Here is a 23,778-nt window from a genome sequence, read left to right as displayed (position 1 = left end):
ACCGCCACCCCCGTGTGAGACCCGCTGAGGAGACCCCTTGAAGATCACCTATCTGCTCGGCTGGGGCGACGAGATGGGCGGCACCGAGCTGGCCACGTACACCCAGGCGCTGCACCTCGCCGAGCGGCACGACGTCGAGGTCGTCTCCGTGTTCCGCACCCGCCCCGAGCCGTTCTTCCCCGAGGCGCGGCAGCTGCCCGTGCGCTATCTGGTGGACCGTACGGTGACGCCGGAGCGGCCGGTGCGCGGCTCCCGGCTCGACGAGGCGGCGTGCCGGACGCTGGCCGCGCTGCCGAGCGAACTGATCAGGCCCGCCTGGGAGTCGGCGTTCGACCGCCTGTCGGACGTGGAGCTGACGGCGGCCCTCAGCACCCTCGACACGGACGTCCTGGTGACGACGACGCCCGCGCTGCTCGCCGCCGCCGTCGGCCTCGTACCGCCGCGCGTGGTGACCGTCCACCAGGAGCACCGCCCCACCCAGCGCCGGGGCCCCTCGGGCGAGCCGCTGCTGCTGCACGCGCCGCGCCTGGACGCCCTGGTGACGCTGACCGGGCGGACCCGGGACTGGATCGCGGAGTCCCTGGGCGCGACCGCGCCGGAGCTGGCCGTGATCCCCAACGCGGTGCCCGACGGGTTCCGGCCGCGCGCCGACGGCGAGAGCAAGGTCATCGTGATGGCGGCGCGCCTCACCGGCGAGAAGCGCGTCGACCACGCCGTGCGGGCGTTCGCGCGGGTCGCGGAGGCGCACCCGGAGTGGAGCCTGCGGATCTTCGGCGGCGGCCACCGCGAGCAGAGCCTGCGTCGCCTCGTGGACGCCTTCGGGCTCCAGGACCGGGTGGAACTCCTCGGCCCCTGCCAGGACATGGCGTCCGAGTGGGCGAAGGCGGGCCTGTCCCTGATGACGGCGGGCCACAACGAGGCGTTCCCGCTGGTGCTCCTCGAAGCGCTCGCGGCCGGGGTGCCCGTGGTGACGTACGACGTGCTCACGGGGCCGGCGGAGATCGTCAGGCACCGGGTGGACGGGCTGCTCGTACCGCCCGGCGAGATCGGTGAACTCGCCGCCGCGATGGATGAGTTGATGTCCGACGACCAGCTGCGGCGCGGCTGTGCGCGGGCGGCGAGGGAGGGGGTGTACGAGCGGTTCTCGTCGGCCGGGGTGACGGCGCTGTGGGAGGAGTTGTACACGCGGCTCGTGGCGGGGCGGGACCGGCCCGAGCGGCTCACCGGGCGCGCGGACCGGGTGGCGCTCGGCGTGGCGTCGGGCGGCTGCGGCTTCCGTCCGACGGCGCCGCACACCTTCAACGCGGACGCGTCCGCCGACGAGCGGGCCCGCGAGGACGAGATCATCGCCGCCGCCCCCGAGGGCCGGGTGATCCGCTCGGTGGGCCGCCTCGCGGAGTGCAGGGACGACGTGCTCGCGCCGCGCATGGCCGAGTGGAACCTCGACGTCACCGCGACCGCCCTGGAAGCACGCCAGGTCCCCTACGTCCTGGTGCGCACCGGCGGCACGGCCCACACCCTGGCCGTGGACGAGGACGACCGCGACCGCGCCCTGAAGGCACTCGCGGAGGCGCTGCACGGGGAGCCGGTCTACGCCGAGCTGGTCAATCCGCGGGACGCGGCGCCCGGCGCGGTCCTCGCCGAACGGCTCGACGGCATCGGCGAGTTGGCGGGCGTCAAGGTGTTCCGGCCGGTGACCACGACGACGCTGTCGCTGCGCCACGGGGTGCAGCAGGCGTGCACGGTGGCGTTCTGGCCCCGCGTCCAGGGCCCCGGGGCCACCGCCGCGCCCGGCTCCCCCGGCGCCCCGGCCGACCCCACCGCTCCCCCCGAGCCCGACCCGTCCTGGCGCCGCGCCCCCTTCGGCAGCACCCTCGCCGGGGCCGAGCTGCCCTCCCTCGCCCCCACCGCCCGCCTGCGTGTCGGCGCGCGCGACTACCCGACCCTCGACGTCTTCACCGAACGCCTCATGAACGACGCCGACTTCCCCGTCGACGCCGTCTACACCTGGGTCGACGACTCCGACCCCGACTGGCGCGCCGCCCGCACGGCCGCGCTCGGCGGCACCGCCGACGCCGCCGACGCCTCGGCGGACAGCGGCACGGTCCGCTTCCGCAACCGCGACGAGCTGCGCTACTCCCTGCGCTCCCTGGCGATGTACGCCCCGTGGGTGCGGCACGTGTACCTCGTCACCGCCGGGCAGGTCCCGGACTGGCTCGACCGCGACCACCCGGGCCTCACCGTGGTCGACCACCGCGACCTGTTCGCCGACCCCGCCGCCCTGCCGACCTTCAACTCCCACGCCATCGAGACCCAGTTGCACCGGATCGAAGGCCTGGCGGAGCACTTCCTCTACTTCAACGACGACATGTTCCTGGGCCGCCCGACGACCCCCGGCACCTTCTTCCTCGGCTCCGGCCTGCCCAAGTTCTTCTGGTCGTCGGCGTCCGTGCCCGCGCTGCCGGTGGACGCGGCGGACGAGGGCTATCTGGCGGCGGCGAAGAACAACCGCGAGCTGCTGCGCCGCGACTTCGGCCGCACGGCGACGCACTGCTTCCTGCACGTGCCGTACGCGCTGCGCCGCAGCGTCCTCGAAGAACTCGGCGAGCGGTACGCGGACGAGCTGGCGGCCACCTCCCGCGCCCGCTTCCGCGGCACCACCGACCACTCCCTGGTCTCGTCCCTGCACCAGCACTACGCGTACCTGACGGGCCGCGCCGTGCCGGGCTCCGTGTCGTACGACTTCGTGGACATCGGCAGCCGCGCCGACCACGCCCGGCTCGGGCAGCTCCTGCAGTCGCGGAACAAGACGGCGTTCTGCATCGGGGAGTCGCCCGACAGCGGCATGTCCGACGAGGAGATGGCGCTCGCCGTGCGGTCGTTCCTGACGGCGTACTTCCCGGTGCGCTCGCCGTACGAGCGCGCCGCGGTCTGAGCGCCACCGCTGCCCGGGCCACCGCCCGGGCAGCGGCACGCCCTCAGGACAGGAACACCCGCCGCACCACCCGCTCGGCGGCGCCCCCGTCGTCGTAGGGGCAGAAGCGCTCCCGGAACGCCTTCCGCAGCAGCGTCGTCGCGTCCGTGTCCCAGCCGCCGTCCCGGAACAGCACGGTCAGCTCGTCCTCGGTCGTCGCGAGGGCGCCGGGGGTCTCGCCGGGGCGGCCCGAGAGGAGGTCGAAGTAGGTGCCGCGGGCGAGGCGGTAGGCCTGCCAGTCGGGGGCGTAGCTGACGATGGGGCGGTCCAGGCAGGCGTAGTCGAACATCAGCGACGAGTAGTCCGTGACCAGGGCGTCGGCCGCCAGGCACAGGTCCTCCACGCGCGCGTGGCCGGTGACGTCGAGCAGGCCGGGGTGGGCGGCGAGGCCCGCGTCGGCGCCGTAGAAGTAGTGGGCGCGGACGAGGACGACCCAGGAGGGGCCGAGCGCCGTCGCGAACCGCTCCAGGTCGAGGCGGGGCAGGAAGCCCTTCTGGTAGTCGCGGTGCGTGGGCGCGTAGAGGAGGGCCCGCTGGTCCGGGCGCACGCCGAGGTCGGCGCGGATCCGGGCGATGGCGTCGGGGCCGGTCGTGAAGTACACGTCGTTGCGCGGATAGCCCGCTTCCAGGGCCTGATACGCGGCCGGGTAGACGCGCTCCCACACCTCCGTGGAGTGCGGGTTGGCGGACAGGCTGTAGTCCCACTGGTCGGTGTGGTCGAGGACCTTCTGGAAGCTGATGCCGTGCGTGCCCGCGGGGTAGCGGCGCTGGTCGAGGCCCATCTTCTTCAGGGGGGTGCCGTGGTGGGTCTGGAGGTAGACCTGGCCGGGGCGCTTGGTGAAGCCGCCGGGGAAGGAGGAGTTGTTGACGAGGTACGTGGCGCGGGCCATCGCACGCCAGTAGCGCCGCGAGCCCTCGATGACGTACTCGACGCCGGGCGGCACGCGGTGCTTGTGGCGACTGGACACCACCCACACGCCCCGGATGTGGGGGGCGAGTTCGCGGGCCTTGGCGTGGATCGCGGCCGGGTTGCAGCTGACGCCGCGATTCCAGTAGGCGCCGTAGACGGCGAGGTTCGGGTCGAGGGAGCGGCGCAGGTCGGTGTGGTAGCTGACGCGCATGGCGCGGGCGCGGACGGACTTCTTGCGGCGGGCGAGCGCCGAACGGACGGTCTTCATGCGGCCGCCCGCTCGGGACAGCGCCCGGTAGGACGCGTACGAGCCGAAGACCAGGGCCTGCTGACGCTCCGTCAAGGGCGGGCGCTCGGCGGGGCGGTGGGCGCGCAGCATGCCCGCCGCGGCCCGGAAGTACGCGGAGCGGTCGCCCGGCGCGATCCGGCCCGGGTCGTCGAGGACGGCCAGGAGGTGGTCGACGGCGCGCAGGAAGAGGCGGTCGGTGGCCCCGGCGCCGTCCGTGAACAGCTCCTCGTACCGCCCGATCACCGCGAAGTGCTCCCGCCCCGGCGACTTCGCGAAGCTGCCGCCGCGCCGCTCCCGCCAGCGCACGCACACCCGGTCGAGCGCGCCGACGCGGTCGCCCGCGGCCAGTGTCGCCCGGTGCACGGGCACCACGTCCTCGTAGGCGCCCCGGGAGAAGGCGAGGCCGCGCGCGGTCCAGAAGGAGCGCCGGAAGACGCGGTTCCAGGCGGCGACGGTGACGGCGAGGGGGTCGCCGGTGACGTCCTCGCCCGCCGGTCTGCGCACGGTCTCCCACCAGTCGGTGCGGTCGTGCGCGAAGAGCAGCACGTCCAGGCCCGGAGCGCCCGGCGCGCCCCCGGCCCCGGCGTCGCCCTCGGCCCGCGTGATCGCGCGGTCGAGGGCCGCGAGGGCGCCCGGCAGGAGCACGTCGTCGCCGTCGAGGAACAGCAGCCAGTCGCCGGTGGCGCGGGCCGCCCCGGCGTCGCGGGCGGGTCCGGTGCCCTGGCGTCGGGTGAGCCGGACGAGTTGCGCGCGCGGATCGCGCTGCGCATACTCCGCCGCGATCGCGGCGCAGGCGTCCGGCGACGCGTCGTCGACGACGAGGAGTTCGAGGTCTTCGTAGGACTGGTCGAGGACGGACTCCAGGCATTCCCGCAGGTAGCCCTGGACGCGGTGGGCGGGCACGACGACTGAGAAGCGCGGCATGGACACCGACGGTAGTCACGCGTACACGCTCTGTCGAAGACCTCGCCTCACTCGATGGGGTGATCGCGAACCTCGTTGGGGTGAGCGGCGGCAAAGAAGTTGATCGCGGCGGGAAAAAGGTGTGAATACGCCCGTACTGGGTCGTAATGCCAGCCGACTTCTACGAAAGGCCGCTCGCCGTGCAGCCCCGACTCAGCGTCGTCGTGCCCATCTACAACGTCGAGGAGTTCCTGGAGGAGTGCCTGGAGTCGATCGCCCGCCAGACCCTTGATGGAGGGACCGGAGGGGCCGACGGCGCCGGAGGGACCGGACGGGACGGAGGCGATACCGGGGGCGGCGGAGCCGGTGGCCTCGAAGTCGTCCTCGTCGACGACGGCTCCACCGACGCAAGCCCCCGCATCGCCCGCGCCTTCGCCGCCCGCGACCCGCGCTTCGTGTACGTGCGCCAGCCGAACGCGGGCCTGAGCGCGGCCCGCAACACCGGTGTGCGGCACGCGAGTCCGACCGCCGAGTACCTGACGTTCGTGGACAGCGACGACATCGTGCCGCACGACGCGTACGCCCGCATGATCGCGAGCCTGGACGCCAGCGGCTCCGACTTCGCCAGCGGCAACGTGTGGCGCCTGACCGAGCGCGGCCGCTCCCAGGCCTGGCAGTACCAGTGGCTCACCGCCCCGCGCACCCGCACCCACATCTCCCGCGATCTGGCGCTGCTCGCCGACCGGGTCGCCTGGAACAAGGTCTTCCGGCGCTCCTTCTGGGACCGGCACGGCTTCCTCTTCCCCGAGGGCAGGCTGTACGAGGACACCCCGGTGATGATCCCGGCGCACTTCCTCGCCTCGTCCGTGGACGTGCTCAGCGACCACGTCTACTACTGGCGGGTGCGCGAGGGCTCGATCACGCGGCGGCGCACCGACGTCAAGGGCGTGCGCGACCGCATCGCGGCCTGCGCGCACGTCAGCGCCTTCCTCGGCGAGCACGCGCCGGAGCTGAAGTCCACGTACGACGTGTCCTGTCTGCGCGACGACTTCGTGTACTTCCTGGAGGGGCTGCCGATGGGCGGGCCCGAGTACCGGGCGGCGTTCCTCGCGGACACCGCCGAGTTCCTGCGCACCGCCGACCCGGCGATCCTGCGGCGGCTTCCCGTGGACCTGCGGGTGAAGTGGCATCTCGTACGCGAGCGGCGCACGGGCGAGCTGATCGAGCTGCTCGACCGTGAACGGCGGGGCGGCAAGGGGGCGTTCGCGGTGCGCGGCTCGGTGCGCCGGTACGCGGCCTACCCGGGCGTCGACCGGCTCCCGCGCGACCTGACCCGCCTCGACCAGAGCGAACTGCCCGCCGTGGCCCGGCTCGACGAGGCCGGCTGGGACGAGCGGGGGCGGCTGCGGATCCGCGGCCACGCCTATGTGCGCAACCTGGAGGCGGCGCGGCCGGGGCAGTCGGTGAAGGCGGGGCTGCTCAAGTCGGCGCACAGCAGGGGCCGGTTCAAGCGGGTGCCGACGCGGACCGTGCCCGCGCCCGAGGCCACCGAGCGCTCCGGGCAGCGGCTGCACTGCTACGACCTGTCGGGCTTCGAGATGACCGTCGACCCCGAGCAGCTCAAGGCCGGTGGCCGGTGGCGGCCGGGGAACTGGCTGCTCGGCGTGGTCGTCGCGGGCCACGGCACCGTGCGCAGGGCCGCCGTGCGCGCGGCGGACGGCCCCCGCACCCAGTCGCTGACCAGCGACCTCGGCGACGGGCTCCGCCTGGTCCTCGGCTTCAGCAAGGGACGGCTCGTGCTGCGCGTCCAGGAGTACGCGGCGCGGGTGGACGGCCATCGCGCGGACGGCGGCGACGTGATCCTCACCGGCACCCTCACCACCGCCCCCGCGAGCGCCGCCCGCCCCAAGGCCCTGCGCCTGACCCGCGAGGGCACCGCCTTCAGCTACCCCGTCGCCCTCGTGGACGACCGCTTCGAGGCCCGTGTTCGCCTCACCGACCTGGAGGACGTGCCGCCCGCACCGCACCGCGCGCCCGCCCAGGTCGAGCCGCCGCACGGCGACCGCTGGACGGCCGTCCTCGAACTGGCCGACGGCACCACCACACCCCTCGCGGCCGCCCTCGACCTGCCCCCGGGCCGCTACGCCACGCGCCCCGGCCGGGAGCTGTGCGCCACCGCCGACGACCGCGGCGGCCTCGTCGTCGAGCTCACCCGGCGCCCCGTCGCCGACCGCGTCGACTGGGCCGACGACGGCACCCTCGCCGTCGAGGGCACGGCCGCGGCGGCGAGCTGGCCGTCGGCCGAGCTGGTGCTGCGGCACAGCGGCCGCGACGACGAGGTGACCGTGCCGGTGGAGCTGGCCGACGGTCGGTTCCGGGCCCGCGTCGCGCCCGGGGGCGGGGTGCTGCGGGAGGGGCGGTGGTACGCGTTCCTGCGGGAGGTCGGGCACGGCGGAGCGGGGGTGCCGGTGCGGGTGCTCACGTCGGTGGGGGCCGGGATGCCGGACCACCAGGTGGTCCAGGGGCGGGAGTTCAGCGCCGACCGGCGCTTCGGCGACCGGCTTCTGATCGACGCCGGCTCGGTGCTCGCGCCCACCGAGCGCGGCGCGTACCGGCGCCACCAGTTGCGCACGGAGCACTATCCGAGAGAGCGCGTCAAGAGCCTGCGCGACGCCGTCCTGTACTTCGACGGCGACTCGCCGCGCGCCGTCCACGAGGAGCTGGTGCGGCGCGGCGCCGACGTCGAGCACCTGTGGGTGACGCACGACCAGCAGACGCGGGTCCCCGCGGGCGCGCGCGGCGTGGAGGAGCACAGCGCCGAGTGGTACGGGGCGCTCGCGCGCTGCCGTCGTATCGTCACCGCGGGCCATCTGCCGGACTTCTTCGCGCGTCGGGAGGGCCAGACGGTCGTCCAGACCTGGCACGGCACGCCCCTCAAGCGCATCGGCGCCGACCTCACGGACACCCTGTACGCCGACCACGGCCACCTCGACCGGCTGCCCCGGCTCGCCGCGCAGTGGAACGTCCTGGTCTCCCCCAGCGGCTTCGCCACCCCGCACCTGGGCCGCGCCCTCACCTACGACGGCGAGGTCCTGGAAGCCGGATCGCCGCGCAACGACGTGCTGTTCGCCGACGATCGCCACAAGGTCACCGAACGCGTCCGGCGCGAACTGGGCCTGAGCCCGGACAAGCGGATCGTCCTGTACGCCCCGACCTACCGCGACCACCTCGGCTTCGGCCCCGGCCGCTTCCGCTACGACCCGGCCCTCGACCTGCGCGCCGCCGAGGACGTCCTCGGCGAGGACCACGTGCTGCTCGTGCGCAAGCACCCGCTGACCTCCGGGCGGCTCCCGGGCGCCCGCGCCCCCTTCGTCCGCGACGTCACCGGCCATCCGCGGACCGCCGAACTCCTCCTGGTCGCCGACGTGTTGATCACCGACTACTCGTCCCTGATGTTCGACTTCGCGCACACCGGCCGCCCGATGCTCTTCCACGCCTACGACCTGGAGCACTATCGCGACACCGTGCGCGGCTTCTACCTCGACTTCGAGACCCGCGCGCCCGGCCCGCTGCTCGCCTCCACCGGCGAGGTCGTCGACGCCCTGCGCGACCTCGACTCCGTCTGTGCCCGGCACCGCAAGGCGTACGCGGCGTTCCGCGAGGCCTACTGCGACCTCGACGACGGCAGGGCGGCGGAGCGCGTCGCGGACAGGCTGATGCGATGAGGGCGGCGGGCGCTTCGGACACGACGACGGCCGCTTCGAGCGCTTCGAGCGCTTCGGGTACGACGACGGCGACGGGCCCGGGGGCCGCCCCGGTCACGACGTGGCGGCGGCACCGCGCCCGGCTCGGCGCGACCGCCACCGGGTTCGGCATCCGCTGGCACCCGAGCCCCTACCTCGTCCTCGGCGGGCTGTTCTGGCTGGTGATGTCGCTCGCGTACTGGCGGGTGCCGATCTGCTGCGACTTCGGCCAGCACGCGGCCGTCGTCGAACGCCTCAAGGACGACCTGCTGCACCCCCGGCACCCGATGGCCGACCTGCCGGGCGACGGCAGCGCGTACTACTCGCCGTACGCCGTCGCCCAGGCGCTGTTCGCCAAGGCCACCGGGCTCGCGGGCTGGCAGGTCGTCAAGCTCTCCGGGCCGCTGAACCTCCTTGTCCTGCTCACCGGCATCGCCCGCTTCGTGCGCGTCCTCACCCCCCGGCCCTGGGCGCCCGTCCTCGCCCTGTTCGCGATGGTCCTGCTCTGGGGCACGCGGATGGCGTGGTGGAGCGGCTATCTGGGCCTGATGTCGATGACGGGCAACCTCGGCTATCCGTCGACGTTCGGCATCGCGCTGATGTTCTGGGCCTGGGCGTGGGCGGGTGCGCTGGCGGGGGCGCCGCCCAGGAGCTGGTGGGCGTACGCGGGTCTGGGCTCCCTGTGCGGACTGATCCTCCTGATCCATCCGATCACTTCGGTGGCGGCGGTGATCGGCGTGACGGCGTTCGCGCTGCCGCGCCTGCGGTCGCCGCTGCGGTGGGCGCTCACCGGGCTCACGGCGCTCGCGGTGGCCACCACCTGGCCGTACTTCAACCCGCTCGCGCTGGTCGGGGACGCGAGCGTCGACTGGATCCACCGCCAGCTCTACACCGACATGCCGCAGCGCTTCTGGCTCGCCGCCCTCGGGCTGCCCGCCCTGTTCCTGCGCTGGCGGCGCGACCGCACGGACCCGCTGGTCCTGATGTTCGCCCTGGACTGCGCGGTCGTCGGCTACGGCTGGCTCAGCGGCCACTACACGTACGGCAGGATCCTCGGGCTCACCCTCGTCCCGCTCCAGTTCGCCCTCGCCATCGAGCTGACCGCGCCCCGCACCTGGGGCAACCGGCGGGCCGCCCTCGCCGGGGCCACCGCGCTCGGCGCGCTCGTCGGCTTCGTCCAGATCCAGGCGGGCGCCGTCGTGCCCCGCACCCTCGACCCGATCGGCTTCGACCAGCCGCCGCGCTGGCCGAGCTACGCCTGGGCGGCGGCGCACATGAAGCGCGGCGACGTCGTCCTGACCGACGGCTACCGACCCATGCGCTCGATCCCGGCGTTCGGCGTCAACCTGGTCGCGCCCGCCTGGCCGGACGCGTCGCTCGCGGAGTCCGCGCGCAACGAGCGCCTGGGCGAGGTGCGCGCCTACCTCGACCCGGCCACCTCGGCCGCCGAACGCGCCGCCGTCGTCCGGCGCCACCACGTGCGCTGGGTCCTGGTGGCCCCGGAGCAGCCGCTGCCGCCGGAGGCGGTGGTGGTGTCGTGGAGCGCGCAGACCGGCGAGATCCTCGCGCGCGTGAGCGGTGGCAGACCTGCCGACGCCCGATCCGGCACTCCGTGATGAAGCCCCCTAATCGGATAATTTCCACTAAGCCCTAAAATTCCCCCTGTGGACCCCATCTCGCCTCAAGAGCCCCAGATCACCGTCGTCGTGATCGGCTTCGACGACGCCCCGCACATCGCCGACGCGGTGCGCTCCGCGCTCGCCCAGGGCCCCGTGGTGGGCGAGGTGATCGCGGTCGACGACTGCTCGACGGACGACACCCCCGCCGTCCTCGCGGAACTGGCCGCCGCCGACCGGCGGGTGCGGGTCGTGCGGCGCGCCGTCAACAGCGGCGGCTGCGGCGCCCCGCGCAACGACGGCGTCGACGCGGCGACCCTGCCGTACCTGATGTTCCTCGACAGCGACGACGTGCTGGCGCCGGGCGGCGCGCGGGCACTCCTCGCCGCGGCGCTGCGGCACGGCGCGGACGTCGCGTCGGGCCTGTGCGTGCGGCGCGAGCTGCCGTCGGGGCGCGAAGTGCCCTGGCAGCCCGAGCTGTACCGCAAGGCCGCGCTCGTGACCCGCCCCGAGCTGCGCCCGCGCCTCGTCCACGACACGCTGTGCGTCAACAAGCTCTACCGCACGGACTTCCTGCGGGAGCACGCCGCCCGCTTCCCCGAAGGCCGCTTCATCTACGAGGACTTCGTCTTCGGCGCCCGGGTCCTCGCCGCGGCCCCGCGCATCGCCCTCGTCCCCGACACCGTGTACGTGTGGCACGTGCGGCGCACCGCCGCCAAGCTGTCGATCTCGCTGGACCGCGCGGGCATCGAGAACTGGCGGGCCCGGATCACGGCGCACCGCCAGGCCGTGGACATCCTGCGCGGCGCCGCCGACGGCGACAAGGTGCTCGCGCGGGCCGCCCGCGCCCAGTTCCTCGACCACGGCCTGCGCATGTACACCCGGGAGCTGCCCCAGCGCGGCCCGGAGTACCAGCGCGAGTGGTGGGCGCTCACCCGCGCCTACCTCACCGAGTTCGACGAGGCCGACCTCGCGGCCGCCCCCGCCCCCGGCCGCGTCATCGCCCGGGTCGTCCTCGCCGCCGCCGAGCCGCGGGACCTGGACCGCCTCAAGCAGGTCGCGGCCCGCCCGGCCCGGCTCGCCCCGCCCTACGCGCGCGCCGCCGACGACACGCCCGTCTGGTCGGCGGACCTGCCCCAGGTCACCCTGGAGCACCTCCTCGCCCGGCCGCTGCGCCTGCTGCCGCTCGCGGTGGACGCCGAGCTGCGCCCGCGCCGGGGCGCGAGCGTGCTGCGGCTGCGCCTGCACGAGCTGTACGGCCGGGTCGCGGCGGCGGGCCCGGGGGTGGTCGACGTGGAGCTGACGCGCCGGGGCGGCGGGCGGCCCGGCGTGCGGCGGTCGGCGGCGTTCACGGCCGAGGAGCCGGGCCGGACGTGGGTGGCCGACGTGCGGGTGGACCTCGCGGCGCTCGACGGCGACGTGTGGGACCTGCGCGTGCGGCTGCTGTTCGGCGACGGCACGGCGCGCGAGACCACGGCGCGCGCGGTGGCCGGGCCCGGCCTGCTGCGCCGCACGGTGGTGCCGGGCGGGCGGCACGGCGTGCTCCTCGTCCAGCCGTACGCGACGCAGGCCGGGAACCTGTCGGTGCGGCTCGCGCCGGGGCTCCGCGGGGTGGTGGCGGTGGCGCGGCGACGGCTGGCGCGGTTCGTGCGACGGATGCCGGGCGGGCGGGGGAACGGAACGGACGGGCGCTGACGCGACCCGTATCCGGGCTCTGCGACACTGCACGTCCGGGATGTCCGGGGTACATCCCGGGCCAACACGACACGACGGGACGAGCTGACCATGACCTGGCTGATCACCGGCGGCGCCGGATACATCGGTGGGCACGTCGTGCGTGCCATGACGGAGGCGGGCGAGCGGACGGTGGTCTACGACGACCTGTCGTCGGGCCTCGCCGAGCGCGTGCCCGAGGGCGTGCCGCTCGTCGTCGGCTCGACCCTCGACGCGGAGCGGGTCGCGGGCGCCCTGCGGGACCACGCGGTCACGGGTGTCGTACACCTGGCGGCGAAGAAGCAGGTCGGCGAGTCGGTCGAACAGCCCCTGCGCTACTACCGGGAGAACGTGGAAGGCCTCAGGGTCCTCCTGGACGCGGTCGCGGACGCCCGGGTGCCGTCCTTCGTCCTCTCCTCGTCGGCCGCCGTGTACGGCATGCCGGATATCGGAAAGGACGCCCTGGTCACCGAGGACACGCCCTGCGCGCCGATGAGTCCGTACGGCGAGACGAAGCTCGCGGGCGAGTGGCTGACCCGCGCGGTGGGCCGCGCGACGGGCCTGCGCACGGCCTGCCTGCGGTACTTCAACGTGGCGGGCGCGGCGAGCCCGGAGCTCGCCGACACCGGCGTGTTCAACCTCGTCCCGATGGTCTTCGAGAAGCTCACCGCGGGCGCGGCCCCCCGGATCTTCGGCGCCGACTACGCCACGCCGGACGGCACCTGCGTGCGCGACTACATCCACGTCACGGACCTCGCCGAGGCCCATGTGGCCGCCGCCCGGCGCCTCGCGGGGGCGCCCGAGGCCACCGACCTGACCCTCAACGTCGGCCGTGGCGAGGGGGTTTCGGTGCGCGAGATGGTCGACCTGATCGCGGACGTCACCGGGTACGACATCCCGGCGACGGTCACCGGGCGGCGCGCGGGCGACCCGGCGCGGGTGGTCGCCGCCGCCGACCGCGTCACCGCCGAGCTGGGCTGGTCGGCCAAGCGGGACGTGCGCGAGATGGTGGAGTCGGCGTGGGCCGGGTGGACGCGGCTGCACCCCGAGGCACGCACCGAACGGTAAGTACCGCACCAAATAGTAGGTACTTGAGGATCCGTACGGCGGAATCCAGGCTGGGGTGCGAGGCCGCATCGCCCACCCCACCCCAGCATTGGAGCACCATGCCCGAGCATGCCCGCACGCCCGTGACCGTCGTCGGACTCGGTGCCATGGGAGCGGCGCTCGCCTCGGCGTACGTCGCGGCCGGGCACCCGACGACGGTCTGGAACCGCAGCCCCGAGAAGGCCGCGCCCCTCGTCGAGCGGGGCGCGACGCACGCCCCCGACATCCGCGACGCCATCGCCGCGAGCCCCCTGACGATCGCCTGCCTGACGACGTACGACGCCACCTTCGCCGCCCTCGAACCGGCCACCGCCGCGCTCGCCGGACGCACCCTCGTCACCGTCAACTCCGGTATCCCCTCCGGCGCCCGCGCGATGGCCGAGTGGGCCACCGGGCACGGCGCGCGGTTCCTGGACGGCGCGATCAAGAACGTCCCCGCGGCCGTGGGCGCGGCCGACACCCTGCACTACTACTGCGGCGACCGCGCCCTCTTCGAGGAGTACGAGGCCACGCTGCGGGTCATCGGCGGCGACACCGTGCACCTGGGCACCGAGCCGGACCTCGCGGCGCTGTACGAGTCGGCGGTCGGCGGCACGCTGCTGCCCGCGCTGCTCGGCTTCTTCCAGGGCGCGGCGCTGGTCACGGCGCGGGGCCTGGAGGCGAGCACGCTGGTGCCGTACACCGCGAAGTGGCTGGAGATGATCATCTCCCTGCTGCCGCACTTCGCGGCGGAGATCGACCGCGGCGCCTACGACGACCCCCAGTCGTCCATCGGCATCTTCCACGCGGGCAGCGCCGACGAGCGCGAGGTCGCGGCCGGGGCCGGACTCGACACCCGCTGGCTGGAGCCGATGCACGCGCTCCTGGACCGTGCCGTCGCGCAGGGCCGCGCGGACCAGAGCATCAGCGCCCTGGTGGAGGTGTTGCGCAAGCCCGCGTAGGGCCCGCCGGGGCCTCGGGGACCGGGGGTGTAGCAGGCTGCACCCCCACCTCGGGGGCTCGCCCTCTCGTGCCCGAGGGGCCCCGATTCCTAGCGTTCTCGGTGACGGGCGGCGCGTGCCGCGACGGTCACCGAGAGGGCGTACGGAATGTTCAGGCGGCGCGGTCCGGAGCGGTTGGCGCGGACGGGGCGGGCGGGGGCCGGAGGGAACGGCTTCGCGCCCGGCGGTGACGGCTTCGCGCCCAACGGCGGCCACGCGCCCAGCGATGCCGCCCTCGCCCTCGACGGGGTCTCCCGTACGTATCGCGGTGGCGCCGTCGTCGCGCTGCACCCGACCGATCTGGCCGTGGGGCGCGGCCGGTTCGTCGCCGTCATGGGGCCCTCGGGGTCCGGGAAGTCGACGCTGCTCCAGTGCGCGGCGGGGCTCGACCGGCCGACGTCCGGGCACGTGCGCGTGGAGGGCGTCGAGCTCGGCTCCCTGAAGGAGGCCGCCCTGACGCGGCTGCGCCGGGAGCGGATCGGCTTCGTCTTCCAGGCGCACAATCTCGTGCCGTCGCTGAGCGTCGCGGAGAACGTGGCGCTGCCCCTGATGCTGGGCGGCGCCGACGGCACCGACGAGGCGACGGCCCGGCGCGCGGCCGTGGCCCTCGCCTCAGTCGGCCTCGGCGACCGGGCCGACGACCGCCCCACCGAACTCTCCGGCGGCCAGCAGCAACGCGTCGCGATAGCCCGCGCCCTGGTCACCGACCCGGCTGTGGTCTTCGCCGACGAACCGACCGGCGCCCTCGACCCGGCGACCGCCCACGACGTCCTCGCCCTGCTGCGCCAGGCCGTGGACCAGGACGGCCACACGGTCGTCATGGTGACCCACGACCCGACCGCGGCGGCGTGGTGCGACGAGGCGGTGTTCCTGGCCCAGGGCCGCGTGGTGGCCACCCTGCACCGCCCGGACGCGGAACGGGTGCACGCGGTGATGCGACAGCTGGGACGCGGGACGGTGGCGGCGTGAGCACGCCCAAGTCCTGGGCGGGGTCGGGGTCCGCGCCGGAGTCCTGGCCGACGTCCACGCCGGAGTCCTGGCCTGCGTCCGCGTCCGGACACAGGTCCACGCCGGACGCCAGGTCCACGCCCGACGCCAAGTCCACATCCACACCCGCCGCCACACCCGCGCCCACACCCATGTCCACGTCCAGGCGGAAGCCCAAGTCCACGCCTACGCCCACGCCCACGCCCAAGGTCACCGCCCTCCTCGCCGCCCGCGCCGCCCGCACCCACCGCAAGGCCTGGGCCGCTGTCTTCGCCGCGCTCGTGCTGACCTCCGCGCTGCTCGGGACCTTCGCGTTGGCGGTGGCGTCGGCGGCGGTCGGGCGCGCGCCGGTGGAGCGGTACGCGGCGGCGGACCTCGTGGTCGCCGGGGATCAGAACACCCGGTACACCGCGAAGCCGTGGGGGTCGGAGCCGGAGACGAAGACCACGGGGCTGACCGAGCGGGTGCGGGTGCCCGAGGGTGCGCTCGGTGTGGTCCGCGCGGTCCCCGGCGTCGAGGCGGCCGTCGCCGACCGGCTGTTCCCGGTGGGGCTCAAGGGCGAGTCGGTGACCGGTCGGCCCTGGGACGCGGCCCGGCTGGCGCCGTTCGCGCTGCGGGACGGCCGGGCGCCGCAGCGGCCGGACGAGGTCGTCGTGGGCGCGGGCCGGGCCCGTACCGGCGAGCGGGTGGCGCTCCGCGCCGGCGGGGCGGACGCCGCGTACCGCGTGGTGGGCGTCGCCGACGGGCCGCGCGCCGCCGTGTACTTCACCGCCGGGCGGGCCCGTGACCTGGCCGGGCACGCGGGCACGGTCGACGCGATCGGCGTCGTGGCCGGGCCCGGCGTGAGCGCGGGCGAGCTGTACGGGCGGGTGCGGGACGCGGTGGACAAGGCGGAGCTGCGCGTTGCCGGGGACCGGGCCGACGGGGACTCCGCCGGGCTGCGGGTGCTCACCGGGGACGGCAGGGGCACCGCCGAGCACCTGGCGGCGGCGCCCGCCCGCGCGACGATGATCGAGATCCTCGGCGCGGTCGCCGGGACCATGGTCATGATCGCCGTCCTCGTGGTGGCGTCGACGATCGTGCAGGCACTGCGGCAACGCGGCCACGAGCTGGGCCTGTTGCGGGCCGTGGGCGCGACGCCCCGGCAGCTGCGGGGCGCGGTGGGCCGCGAGGTGGGCCGGGTCGCGGTGGCCGCCGCGGCGGTGGGCGCGGTCCTCGCCGTACCGGCGTTTCTCGGCCTGCGGGCGCTCCTGGACGCGCGCGGCGCGCTGCCCGACGGCCTGCGACTCCCCCTGCCGCCCTGGCTGTTGGCGGCTCCCCTCGTGACCGCCGCCGTGACGGTCCTCGTCGCCCGGCTGTCCGCCCTGTTCGCCGTCTCCCGCGCGGCGAAGGTGCGTCCGGCGGAGGCGCTGCGCGAGTCGCCGCCCGGGAGGCCCCGCCGCATCACCGGCCTGGTCCTGCTCGGGGTCGGCGTCACGGCCGCGGGGACGGCGGTGACGCAGCACGGTCAGGCCGCCGCGGCGGCGACGAGCACGGCCGCCGTGTCGCTGGTCATCGCGTGCGCGGTGCTCGGCCCCTGGATCGCGACGGGCGCGATGCGGGTGCTCGGCGCCCCCATGCGCCGCTTCGGCGGCCCCGGCGGGGGGCTCGCCGCCGCCAACTGCACGGCGTCCGCGGCCCGTCTCGGCGCGGCGATCACCCCGATCGTGCTGGTCACCGCGTTCTCCGTGGTCCAGCTCGCGGCGGGCGCGACGCTCTCGCACGAGGCGCGGGCGCAGGCGCGGGAGGTGGCCCGGGCGGACCTGGTGGTGCGGGCGGACGGCGGCCTGCCGTCCGGCGCCCTCGACCGGATCCGCTCGGCGCCCGGGGTGGCCGCGGCGACCGAGGTGGTCCACAGCACGGTCGTCCTCGCCCGCAAGGAGGCGGGGTCGCCGGTGCTGGAACGGGTACCGGTGCTCGGCGTCACGCCGCAGCGGCTGACCCGCACCCTGGACCCGGACGTCCGCGAGGGCGGCCTGGGCGGTCTGCGCCCCGGCACGGTCGCCCTCTCCTCGGACCGGGCCCGCTCCCTCGACGCGAAGCCGGGCTCGACGGTGACGCTGCGCTTCGGCGACGGTGCCGAGGGGCGGCTGCGGGTGGTCGCGGTGTACGAACGCGGCCTGGGCGCGGGGGACTTCCTGCTCTCCCGGGACGAGGTCCTGCGGCACGCGTCCGGCGCCGGTGCGGCCCGGGTGCTCGTCGCGACGGACGGCGGGGCGGAGGCGGCCCAGAAGGTACGCGCGGCCGTGCCGGGGGCGCGGGTGGACCGGGGCGCGGAGGCCGTGCGGGCCGCCGCGCACGTCGAGCCGGAGGACCAGGCCCTGGGCGAGGTGGTCAACACGACGGCGGTCGGGGCGATCGGGGCCTTCACGGTCGTGGCCGTCCTGAGCACCCTCACCCTGATCGGGGTGGGCCGCCGCCCCGAACTCACCCTCCTGCGCCGGGCGGGAGCGGCCCGCGCCCAACTGCGCCGTATGCTCCACGCGGAGGCGGCGGCGATCGCTCTCACGGGCCTGACCGTGGGCGCCGCGGCGGCCCTCGTCCCGCTCCTCGCGTTCAGCCTCGCCTTCACGGGCGCGCTGCCCCACCTCCCGGCGACCCAGGTGGTCCTGATCGTGACGGTGGTCGCGGCGACGACCCTGGCGGGGACGGTGCCGCCGCTGTGGCGGGTGCTGCGGGGGCGCTATCCGACGGGCTGAGGGGGCGGGGCGTTCCACCCCGGCGTTCCAGGCGGCACACATATCCCCTGGCCAAAGACCGATTTTGCGTTCCAGTGTCCCAAGCTGCCCGGTTTTATTGGCGATTTGCATGGATCACCCCGCACGCTGGTGCCAGTGGAGCTCGACGGCTTCACCGCAACGACATGAGGAGTTCGTACATGCTTAAGCGCTCACGGCTGATCGCCGCGCCGGTCGCGGCTGCGGCCCTGACCCTGACCGTCGCCGGCTTCCAGGCAAGCGCGGCCGAGTCCTCGGCTTCGGGCGGCGCGGACCGGTCCGACAAGGCGGCCGCGGCGGCCCCGTGTCTGGCGGGCGCCACGACGCTGGTCGGCGATCTCGACGGCGACGGCCGCCCGGACAAGATCGTCAACCCCGGGCACACCGGCCTCAAGATGACGGTCCAGTGGGGCACCGCGAGCGGCTCGTTCGGCACCAAGCACACCGTCAGCAAGCTGCTCGGCACGAGGTCCGGAGAGGTCACGACCGCCGCGGTCGCCGACTTCCAGAACGACGGCACCCTCGACATGGTCGTCAACATCGTCAAGCCGTCCGGCATCGACGACCCCAACAAGGCGCGCGTCGCCCAGTTCCGCCCCGGCCCGCTCAAGCGCGCCGACCTGGGCTCCGCCTCCGCCCGCAAGCTCGACATCGGCACCCAGGGCGAGGCCAAGCAGCTCCGGATCGCCAACTACGGAGGCGACGCGTACCCGGACCTCGCGGTCCTCAACAACGCCGGTGACGGCGTGTGGGAGCGGTCCGTGCGCCTCTCGAAGCCGGGCACGGGACCGGGCAAGTACGACTACGACCTGCAGCAGCGGTACGGCAAGACCGGCACCCCGGCCGAGCCGCCGACCATGCCCACCAGCGGGTGGAAGCACTTCTACAAGGCGTGCTCCTGACCACGTCCTGAGCACCGGTCGCGGCGGCACCCCCACCAGCTACAAGCCGCGGGTGCGCCGAACCGTCGGGTGGGCCCGGACCGGGCCCACCCCCTTGCGCGTGCACGGCCCACCGGACGGGCCCTAGGCCTTGTTCAGGTACGCGAGGACCGCGAGCACCCGCCGGTGCCCGCTGTCGCTCGGCGGCAGCCCGAGCTTCAGGAAGACATTGCCGATGTGCTTGCTGACCGCGCGGTCGGAGATGGACATGGTGGCGCCGATGGTCGCGTTGTCGCGGCCCTCGGCCATGAGGTGCAGGGCCTCGCGTTCGCGGGGCGTGAGGGAGTCGAGCGGGTCGGTGGCACGGCGGGTGAGGAGTTCCGTGACGACCTCGGGGTCGAGGGCGGTGCCGCCCGCGGCGACGCGTTCCAGGGCGTCGAGGAACTCGTCGACGCGGCCGACGCGGTCCTTGAGGAGATAGCCGACGCCGCTCGCTCCGGCGCTGAGGAGTTCGGCCGCGTACGTCTCCTCGACGTACTGGGAGAGGACGAGCACCGGCAGCTCCGGCAGTCGCTCGCGGGCCGCGAGGGCGGCGCGCAGGCCCTCGTCGCGGAAGCCTGGCGGCATCCGTACGTCGAGGACGGCGACGTCGGGGCGGTGTTCGAGGAGGGCGGGAAGCACCTCGGGGCCGGTGGCCGCGACGGCCGCCACCTCGTGGCCCACGGACGTCAGGAGCAGCACAAGGCCCTCCCGCAGCAGGGTGTTGTCCTCCGCGATCACCACACGCACGGCAGCTCCACTCCGATCTCGGTCGGCCCCCCGACGGGGCTGACCACCTCCATGGTCCCGTCGAGGGCGGCGACCCGGCGCCGCATGCCGAGCAGGCCGGTGCCGCCGGACTCGTCGGCGCCGCCCTGCCCCTCGTCCCGCACCCGCAGCCGCAGCCCCACGGCCGCGCGGGCGAGTTCGACCGCTGCCCGCCGCGCCCCGCTGTGCTTCGCCGCGTTGGTCAGGGCCTCCGCCACCACGAAGTACGCGGCCGCCTCGACGGCGGCGGGGGCGCGCGGCCCGCCCTCCACGCCGTCGTCGCGCACGGTCACGTCCAGGCCGCTGCCGGCCGCCAACGCCCTGACGGCACCGACGAGTCCGCGGTCCGTCAGGATCGGCGGGTGGATGCCGCGCACGACGTGGCGCAGCTCGGTCAGGGCCTCCTCGGCCTGGTCCTGCGCGTCGGCGAGGAGCTTGCGGACGACCTCGGGGTCCGGAGGCCCGGCGCCGGGGCCGGCGGTGACCTGCTGGTCGTACGCCCGTCTGGCGAGGCCGACGCGCATCGAGAGGGCGACGAGCCGCGCCTGGGTGCCGTCGTGCAGGTCCCGCTCGATCCGGCGCAGCTCGGCGCCGTGCGCGGCGACCGCGCCCGCCCGGGTGACGGTCAGCTCCTCGACCCGCTGGGCCAGCTCGGCGTTGCGCTCGGCGTCGGGCGACGGCTTGAGCAGCGTCCGCGACCAGCGCGCGTCGAGGGCGGCGAGGCGCACGATCAGCGGGAGCACGACGGCCCTGCGGCCGAGCAGCCCGCACCACACGCCGTCGACCAGCATGCCGACCAGCCACAGGGGCAGCGCCACGTACAGGAACAGCAGGCCGTAGAGGATGTGCAGGACGAGCCACCGCAGGTCCCGGTACGTGCCGGGGTCCTTGACCGCCTTGCGCACCCGTTCGGTGAGGGTGCCGGTCAGCGGCGTGTACGCCTCGGGGATCGGCCGCCCCGACCACTCGCCGACCTGCCGCCGCTTGATCCCGGCGAGCCTGCGCAGCAGCAGGACCGTCTCGGGCAGCACCCCCAGGCCGATCACGATGAGCGACGCGACGGCGGTGAAGAGGAGGATGCCGACGAAGATGTACGAGACCATCGACAGGCCCGCGCCCATGAGCAGCAGCATGGAGGCGCGGTCCGCCCGGTCGATCGTCTCTCGCATGGGCCTCAGGCTAGGCGAGGGCTTCGGCGGGCGCGGGCGTGCCCACCCCCTGGGGGATGGTGCAGCGGGCTGCACCATGGCTTCGGGGGGATGCTCCCTCGCCATCGGGGCGCGGGGGCGGCAGAGTTGATCACGTACAAATCCGACGGACCCTCCGGTCCGCACCCCTCGTCCGGGCACCCAGCCGCCCCGCCGCCCCGAAAGGTCCCACCATGAAGGCCGCCCTCTGGCTCGTGCTCGCCCTCGGCACCATCGTCAACGCCTTCGGCGGCATGCTGTTCGACGGCGCGCTGGAGATCGCCGTGAGCGTCACCACGGGCATCGCCGTCATCGGCTCGATCACGGCGCTGGTGCTGACCCGCGAGAAGCAGTCCTGATCGGCGACAGCGCGGGCCCCCGGCCGCTCACAGCGCCTTGAGCGCCGCCGTCGTCGCCGTGGCCAGCGCGCCCAGGTAGCCCTTGGGCAGCTCGCCCCGCACCACCACCGCCCGCCAGTACAGCGGCCCCGACATCAGGTCGAGGGCCAGTTCCTCGTCCCCGTCGGCCAGGCCCGCGCGCAGCTCGCCGCGCGCCACCGCCTGCGCGACGATGCCGCTCGCGACGCCGTGCTGGCCCTCGCGGAGCGCCTTCTGCAGGGCCGCCGCCATCTCGGGGTTGCGGGCCGCCTCGGCCTGGAGGTCGGGGATGACCTGGGAGGCGACGGGGTGGCGCAGGGCCCGGGACGTCACCTCGTACAGGAGGCGCAGGTCGCCCTCCAGGGAGCCGGTGTCGGGGGTCGGCAGGCCCTGGACGGCGAGGGCCGACACCAGGTCGAGGACCAGGTGCAGCTTGGAGCGCCAGCGCCGGTAGACGGCGGTCTTGCCGACGCCCGCGCGGCGCGCGATGCCCTCGATCGACATGCGGGCGTAGCCGACGGCCGCGAGCTCCCCGAAGACGGCGGCCCGGATGGCCTCGGTCACATCCTCACGGAGCACGGCGGCTCCGGCCGGCGCCCTTTTGCCCTGCTGGCGGGCGGTACGGCCCGCGTCCCCGTCGCTCGTCGTCATACGGACAGCATAAGGCGTGACGACGATACGGTTGCGTCCCGACGTAACGACGTCCTACTGTCGGCGTGACGACGATACGGACCCGTCCCGACGTGCGGACGCGCCGCCGTCGCCCTCGGATCCCCGCGCCCCCGAGCGAAAGCAGCGGACGTGAGCCAGCTCCTCGACAAGCCGCCCACCGCGACGGCCGCCCCCTCCGGGCCTCCCGCCCTGTCCCCCGCCGACCTCGCCGCCCGCCACGGCCTGACCGTCAGCGGCGCCCGCCCCACCCTGCCCGCCTACGTACGCCAGCTGTGGCACCGGCGGCACTTCATCACGGCGTTCGCCACCGCCAAGCTCACCGCGCAGTACAGCCAGGCGAAGCTCGGCCAGCTCTGGCAGATCATGACGCCGCTCCTGAACGCGGCCGTGTACTACTTCATCTTCGGCGTGCTGATGAACACCAGGCACGGCGTGCCGGACTACGTCCCGTTCCTGGTCACGGGCGTCTTCGTGTTCACGTTCACGCAGCAGTCGGTGATGGCGGGCACACGGGCGATCTCCGGCAGCCTGGGCCTGGTCCGCGCCCTGCACTTCCCGCGCGCCTCGCTCCCCCTCTCGTACTGCCTGCAACAGCTCCAGCAACTGCTGTTCTCGCTGTGCGCCCTGGTGGCGATCCTGCTGGCGTTCGGCGTGCCGCCCACCGCGTCCTGGCTGCTGGCGATCCCCGCGCTGGCGCTCCAGTTCACGTTCAACGCCGGGCTCGCCCTCGCCATGGCGAGGATCGGCGCCAAGACCCCGGACGTCGCGCAGCTGATGCCGTTCGTGCTGCGGACGTGGATGTACGCGTCCGGGGTGATGTGGAGCATCGACACGGTCCTGAAGGACCGCCACCTGCCGCACGCGGTGACCGTGCTCCTGGAGTCCAACCCGGCCGCCGTCTACATCGACCTGATGCGCTTCGCCCTCATCGACAGCTTCCACGCGGGCCGACTCCCCGCGCACGTGTGGGCCTGGGCGGTGGGCTGGGCGCTGCTCGCCGGGGTCGGCGGGTTCCTGTACTTCTGGAAGGCGGAGGAGACGTACGGCCGTGGCTGACACCCCCACCGTGATCGCCGACGCGGTCGACATCGTCTACCGCGTCCACGGCGCGGCCACCTCCGGCCGCGGCGCCGCCACCGCCGCCCTCGGCCGCATCCTGCGCCGCCGCGAGGGCGGGGAGGCGCGCGGCGTCCGCACGGTCCACGCCGTCCGCGGCGTCTCCTTCACCGCCCACCGCGGCGAGGCCATCGGCCTGATCGGCACCAACGGCTCGGGCAAGTCCACCCTGCTCAAGGCGGTCGCCGGGCTGCTCCCCGTCGAGCGCGGGCGCATCTACACCGACGGCCAGCCGTCCCTGCTCGGCGTCAACGCGGCCCTGATGAACGACCTCACCGGCGAGCGCAACGTCCACCTCGGCGGCCTGGCCATGGGCATGTCCCGCGCACAGATCCGCGAGCGCTACCAGCAGATCGTCGACTTCTCCGGCGTCGACGACAAGGGCGACTTCATCTCCCTGCCGATGCGCACGTACTCCTCCGGCATGGCGGCCCGCCTCCGCTTCTCCATCGGCTCGGCCAAGGACCACGACGTCCTCCTCATCGACGAGGCCCTCGCCACCGGCGACCGCTCCTTCCAGAAGCGCTCGGAGTCCCGCATCCGCGAACTGCGCGCACGCGCGGGCACGGTCTTCCTGGTCAGCCACAACAACAAGTCGATCCGCGACACCTGCGACCGCGTGCTCTGGCTGGAGCGCGGCGAGCTGCGGATGGACGGGCCGACGGCGGAGGTCATGAAGGAGTACGAGCGGTTCACCGCCCGCTGACAGCGCCCCTTTTGTCGCATCAATACGCAGATCCTTACACTATGGGAGCGTTTAC

Annotated in this window: 16 protein-coding genes; 12 read left to right on the top strand and 4 right to left on the bottom strand. The window is 74.6% G+C overall.

Annotation, left to right across the window (positions count from 1 at the left end):
* Nucleotides 1-37: 37 nt before the first annotated feature.
* Nucleotides 38-2,935 (top strand): stealth conserved region 3 domain-containing protein, encoded by a 2,898-nt coding sequence (locus ACZ6AA_RS16205; protein WP_471458535.1) that lies wholly within the window; start codon nt 38-40, stop codon nt 2,933-2,935.
* A gap of 43 nt (nt 2,936-2,978) precedes the next feature.
* Here the strand turns inward: ACZ6AA_RS16205 and ACZ6AA_RS16200 are convergent, their stop codons facing one another.
* Nucleotides 2,979-5,096: a bifunctional glycosyltransferase/CDP-glycerol:glycerophosphate glycerophosphotransferase gene (locus tag ACZ6AA_RS16200; RefSeq protein WP_471458533.1), complete on the bottom strand. Its 2,118-nt coding sequence runs from the start codon at nt 5,094-5,096 to the stop codon at nt 2,979-2,981.
* A 146-nt stretch (nt 5,097-5,242) separates the two neighbouring features.
* Between ACZ6AA_RS16200 and ACZ6AA_RS16195 the strand changes: the two genes are divergently transcribed.
* The 8 genes from ACZ6AA_RS16195 (at nt 5,243) to ACZ6AA_RS16160 (ending at nt 18,879) form a co-directional block, all read left to right on the top strand.
* On the top strand, nt 5,243-8,800 hold the full coding sequence (locus ACZ6AA_RS16195) for a bifunctional glycosyltransferase/CDP-glycerol:glycerophosphate glycerophosphotransferase (protein ID WP_471458531.1): 3,558 nt from the start codon (nt 5,243-5,245) through the stop codon (nt 8,798-8,800).
* On the top strand, nt 8,797-10,434 hold the full coding sequence (locus tag ACZ6AA_RS16190) for a hypothetical protein (RefSeq protein WP_471458529.1): 1,638 nt from the start codon (nt 8,797-8,799) through the stop codon (nt 10,432-10,434). Before ACZ6AA_RS16195 ends, ACZ6AA_RS16190 begins: the two co-directional genes overlap by 4 nt.
* A gap of 57 nt (nt 10,435-10,491) precedes the next feature.
* Nucleotides 10,492-12,129 (top strand): glycosyltransferase family 2 protein, encoded by a 1,638-nt coding sequence (locus tag ACZ6AA_RS16185; protein ID WP_468450252.1) that lies wholly within the window; start codon nt 10,492-10,494, stop codon nt 12,127-12,129.
* A gap of 90 nt (nt 12,130-12,219) precedes the next feature.
* Nucleotides 12,220-13,215: a UDP-glucose 4-epimerase GalE gene (gene galE, locus ACZ6AA_RS16180; protein ID WP_471458527.1), complete on the top strand. Its 996-nt coding sequence runs from the start codon at nt 12,220-12,222 to the stop codon at nt 13,213-13,215.
* Between the two features lie 98 nt (nt 13,216-13,313).
* Nucleotides 13,314-14,195, top strand: coding sequence for an NAD(P)-dependent oxidoreductase (locus tag ACZ6AA_RS16175; RefSeq protein ID WP_468450052.1), 882 nt, complete (start codon nt 13,314-13,316; stop codon nt 14,193-14,195).
* A 147-nt stretch (nt 14,196-14,342) separates the two neighbouring features.
* Nucleotides 14,343-15,203, top strand: coding sequence for an ABC transporter ATP-binding protein (locus ACZ6AA_RS16170; RefSeq protein WP_471458525.1), 861 nt, complete (start codon nt 14,343-14,345; stop codon nt 15,201-15,203).
* Complete coding sequence (locus ACZ6AA_RS16165) at nt 15,200-17,959, top strand: ABC transporter permease (protein WP_471458523.1); 2,760 nt, start codon at nt 15,200-15,202, stop codon at nt 17,957-17,959. Before ACZ6AA_RS16170 ends, ACZ6AA_RS16165 begins: the two co-directional genes overlap by 4 nt.
* Before the next feature lie 179 nt (nt 17,960-18,138).
* Nucleotides 18,139-18,879 carry an FG-GAP repeat domain-containing protein gene (locus ACZ6AA_RS16160; RefSeq protein WP_471458521.1) on the top strand — a complete coding sequence of 247 codons (741 nt, stop codon included), beginning with the start codon at nt 18,139-18,141 and terminating at the stop codon, nt 18,877-18,879.
* 123 nt (nt 18,880-19,002) lie between these two features.
* On the opposite strand, the gene ACZ6AA_RS16155 is transcribed toward ACZ6AA_RS16160, so the two are convergent.
* Both ACZ6AA_RS16155 and ACZ6AA_RS16150 read right to left on the bottom strand, forming a co-directional pair.
* On the bottom strand, nt 19,003-19,647 hold the full coding sequence (locus ACZ6AA_RS16155) for a response regulator (protein ID WP_468482834.1): 645 nt from the start codon (nt 19,645-19,647) through the stop codon (nt 19,003-19,005).
* On the bottom strand, nt 19,635-20,834 hold the full coding sequence (locus tag ACZ6AA_RS16150) for a sensor histidine kinase (protein WP_468482833.1): 1,200 nt from the start codon (nt 20,832-20,834) through the stop codon (nt 19,635-19,637). Before ACZ6AA_RS16150 ends, ACZ6AA_RS16155 begins: the two co-directional genes overlap by 13 nt.
* A gap of 212 nt (nt 20,835-21,046) precedes the next feature.
* Between ACZ6AA_RS16150 and ACZ6AA_RS16145 the strand changes: the two genes are divergently transcribed.
* Nucleotides 21,047-21,211: a hypothetical protein gene (locus tag ACZ6AA_RS16145; RefSeq protein ID WP_468450058.1), complete on the top strand. Its 165-nt coding sequence runs from the start codon at nt 21,047-21,049 to the stop codon at nt 21,209-21,211.
* Between the two features lie 27 nt (nt 21,212-21,238).
* On the opposite strand, the gene ACZ6AA_RS16140 is transcribed toward ACZ6AA_RS16145, so the two are convergent.
* On the bottom strand, nt 21,239-21,880 hold the full coding sequence (locus ACZ6AA_RS16140; protein WP_468450059.1) for a TetR/AcrR family transcriptional regulator: 642 nt from the start codon (nt 21,878-21,880) through the stop codon (nt 21,239-21,241).
* Between the two features lie 150 nt (nt 21,881-22,030).
* Between ACZ6AA_RS16140 and ACZ6AA_RS16135 the strand changes: the two genes are divergently transcribed.
* Both ACZ6AA_RS16135 and ACZ6AA_RS16130 read left to right on the top strand, forming a co-directional pair.
* Nucleotides 22,031-22,957, top strand: coding sequence for an ABC transporter permease (locus tag ACZ6AA_RS16135; protein ID WP_468450060.1), 927 nt, complete (start codon nt 22,031-22,033; stop codon nt 22,955-22,957).
* Complete coding sequence (locus ACZ6AA_RS16130; RefSeq protein WP_471458518.1) at nt 22,950-23,723, top strand: ABC transporter ATP-binding protein; 774 nt, start codon at nt 22,950-22,952, stop codon at nt 23,721-23,723. Before ACZ6AA_RS16135 ends, ACZ6AA_RS16130 begins: the two co-directional genes overlap by 8 nt.
* The last annotated feature ends 55 nt before the right edge of the window (nt 23,724-23,778 follow it).

This window comes from Streptomyces sp. NPDC040610, from assembly GCF_055594065.1.
Note: the sequence above shows the minus strand (reverse complement) of the source record. Positions and strands in the feature narration are given on the sequence as shown.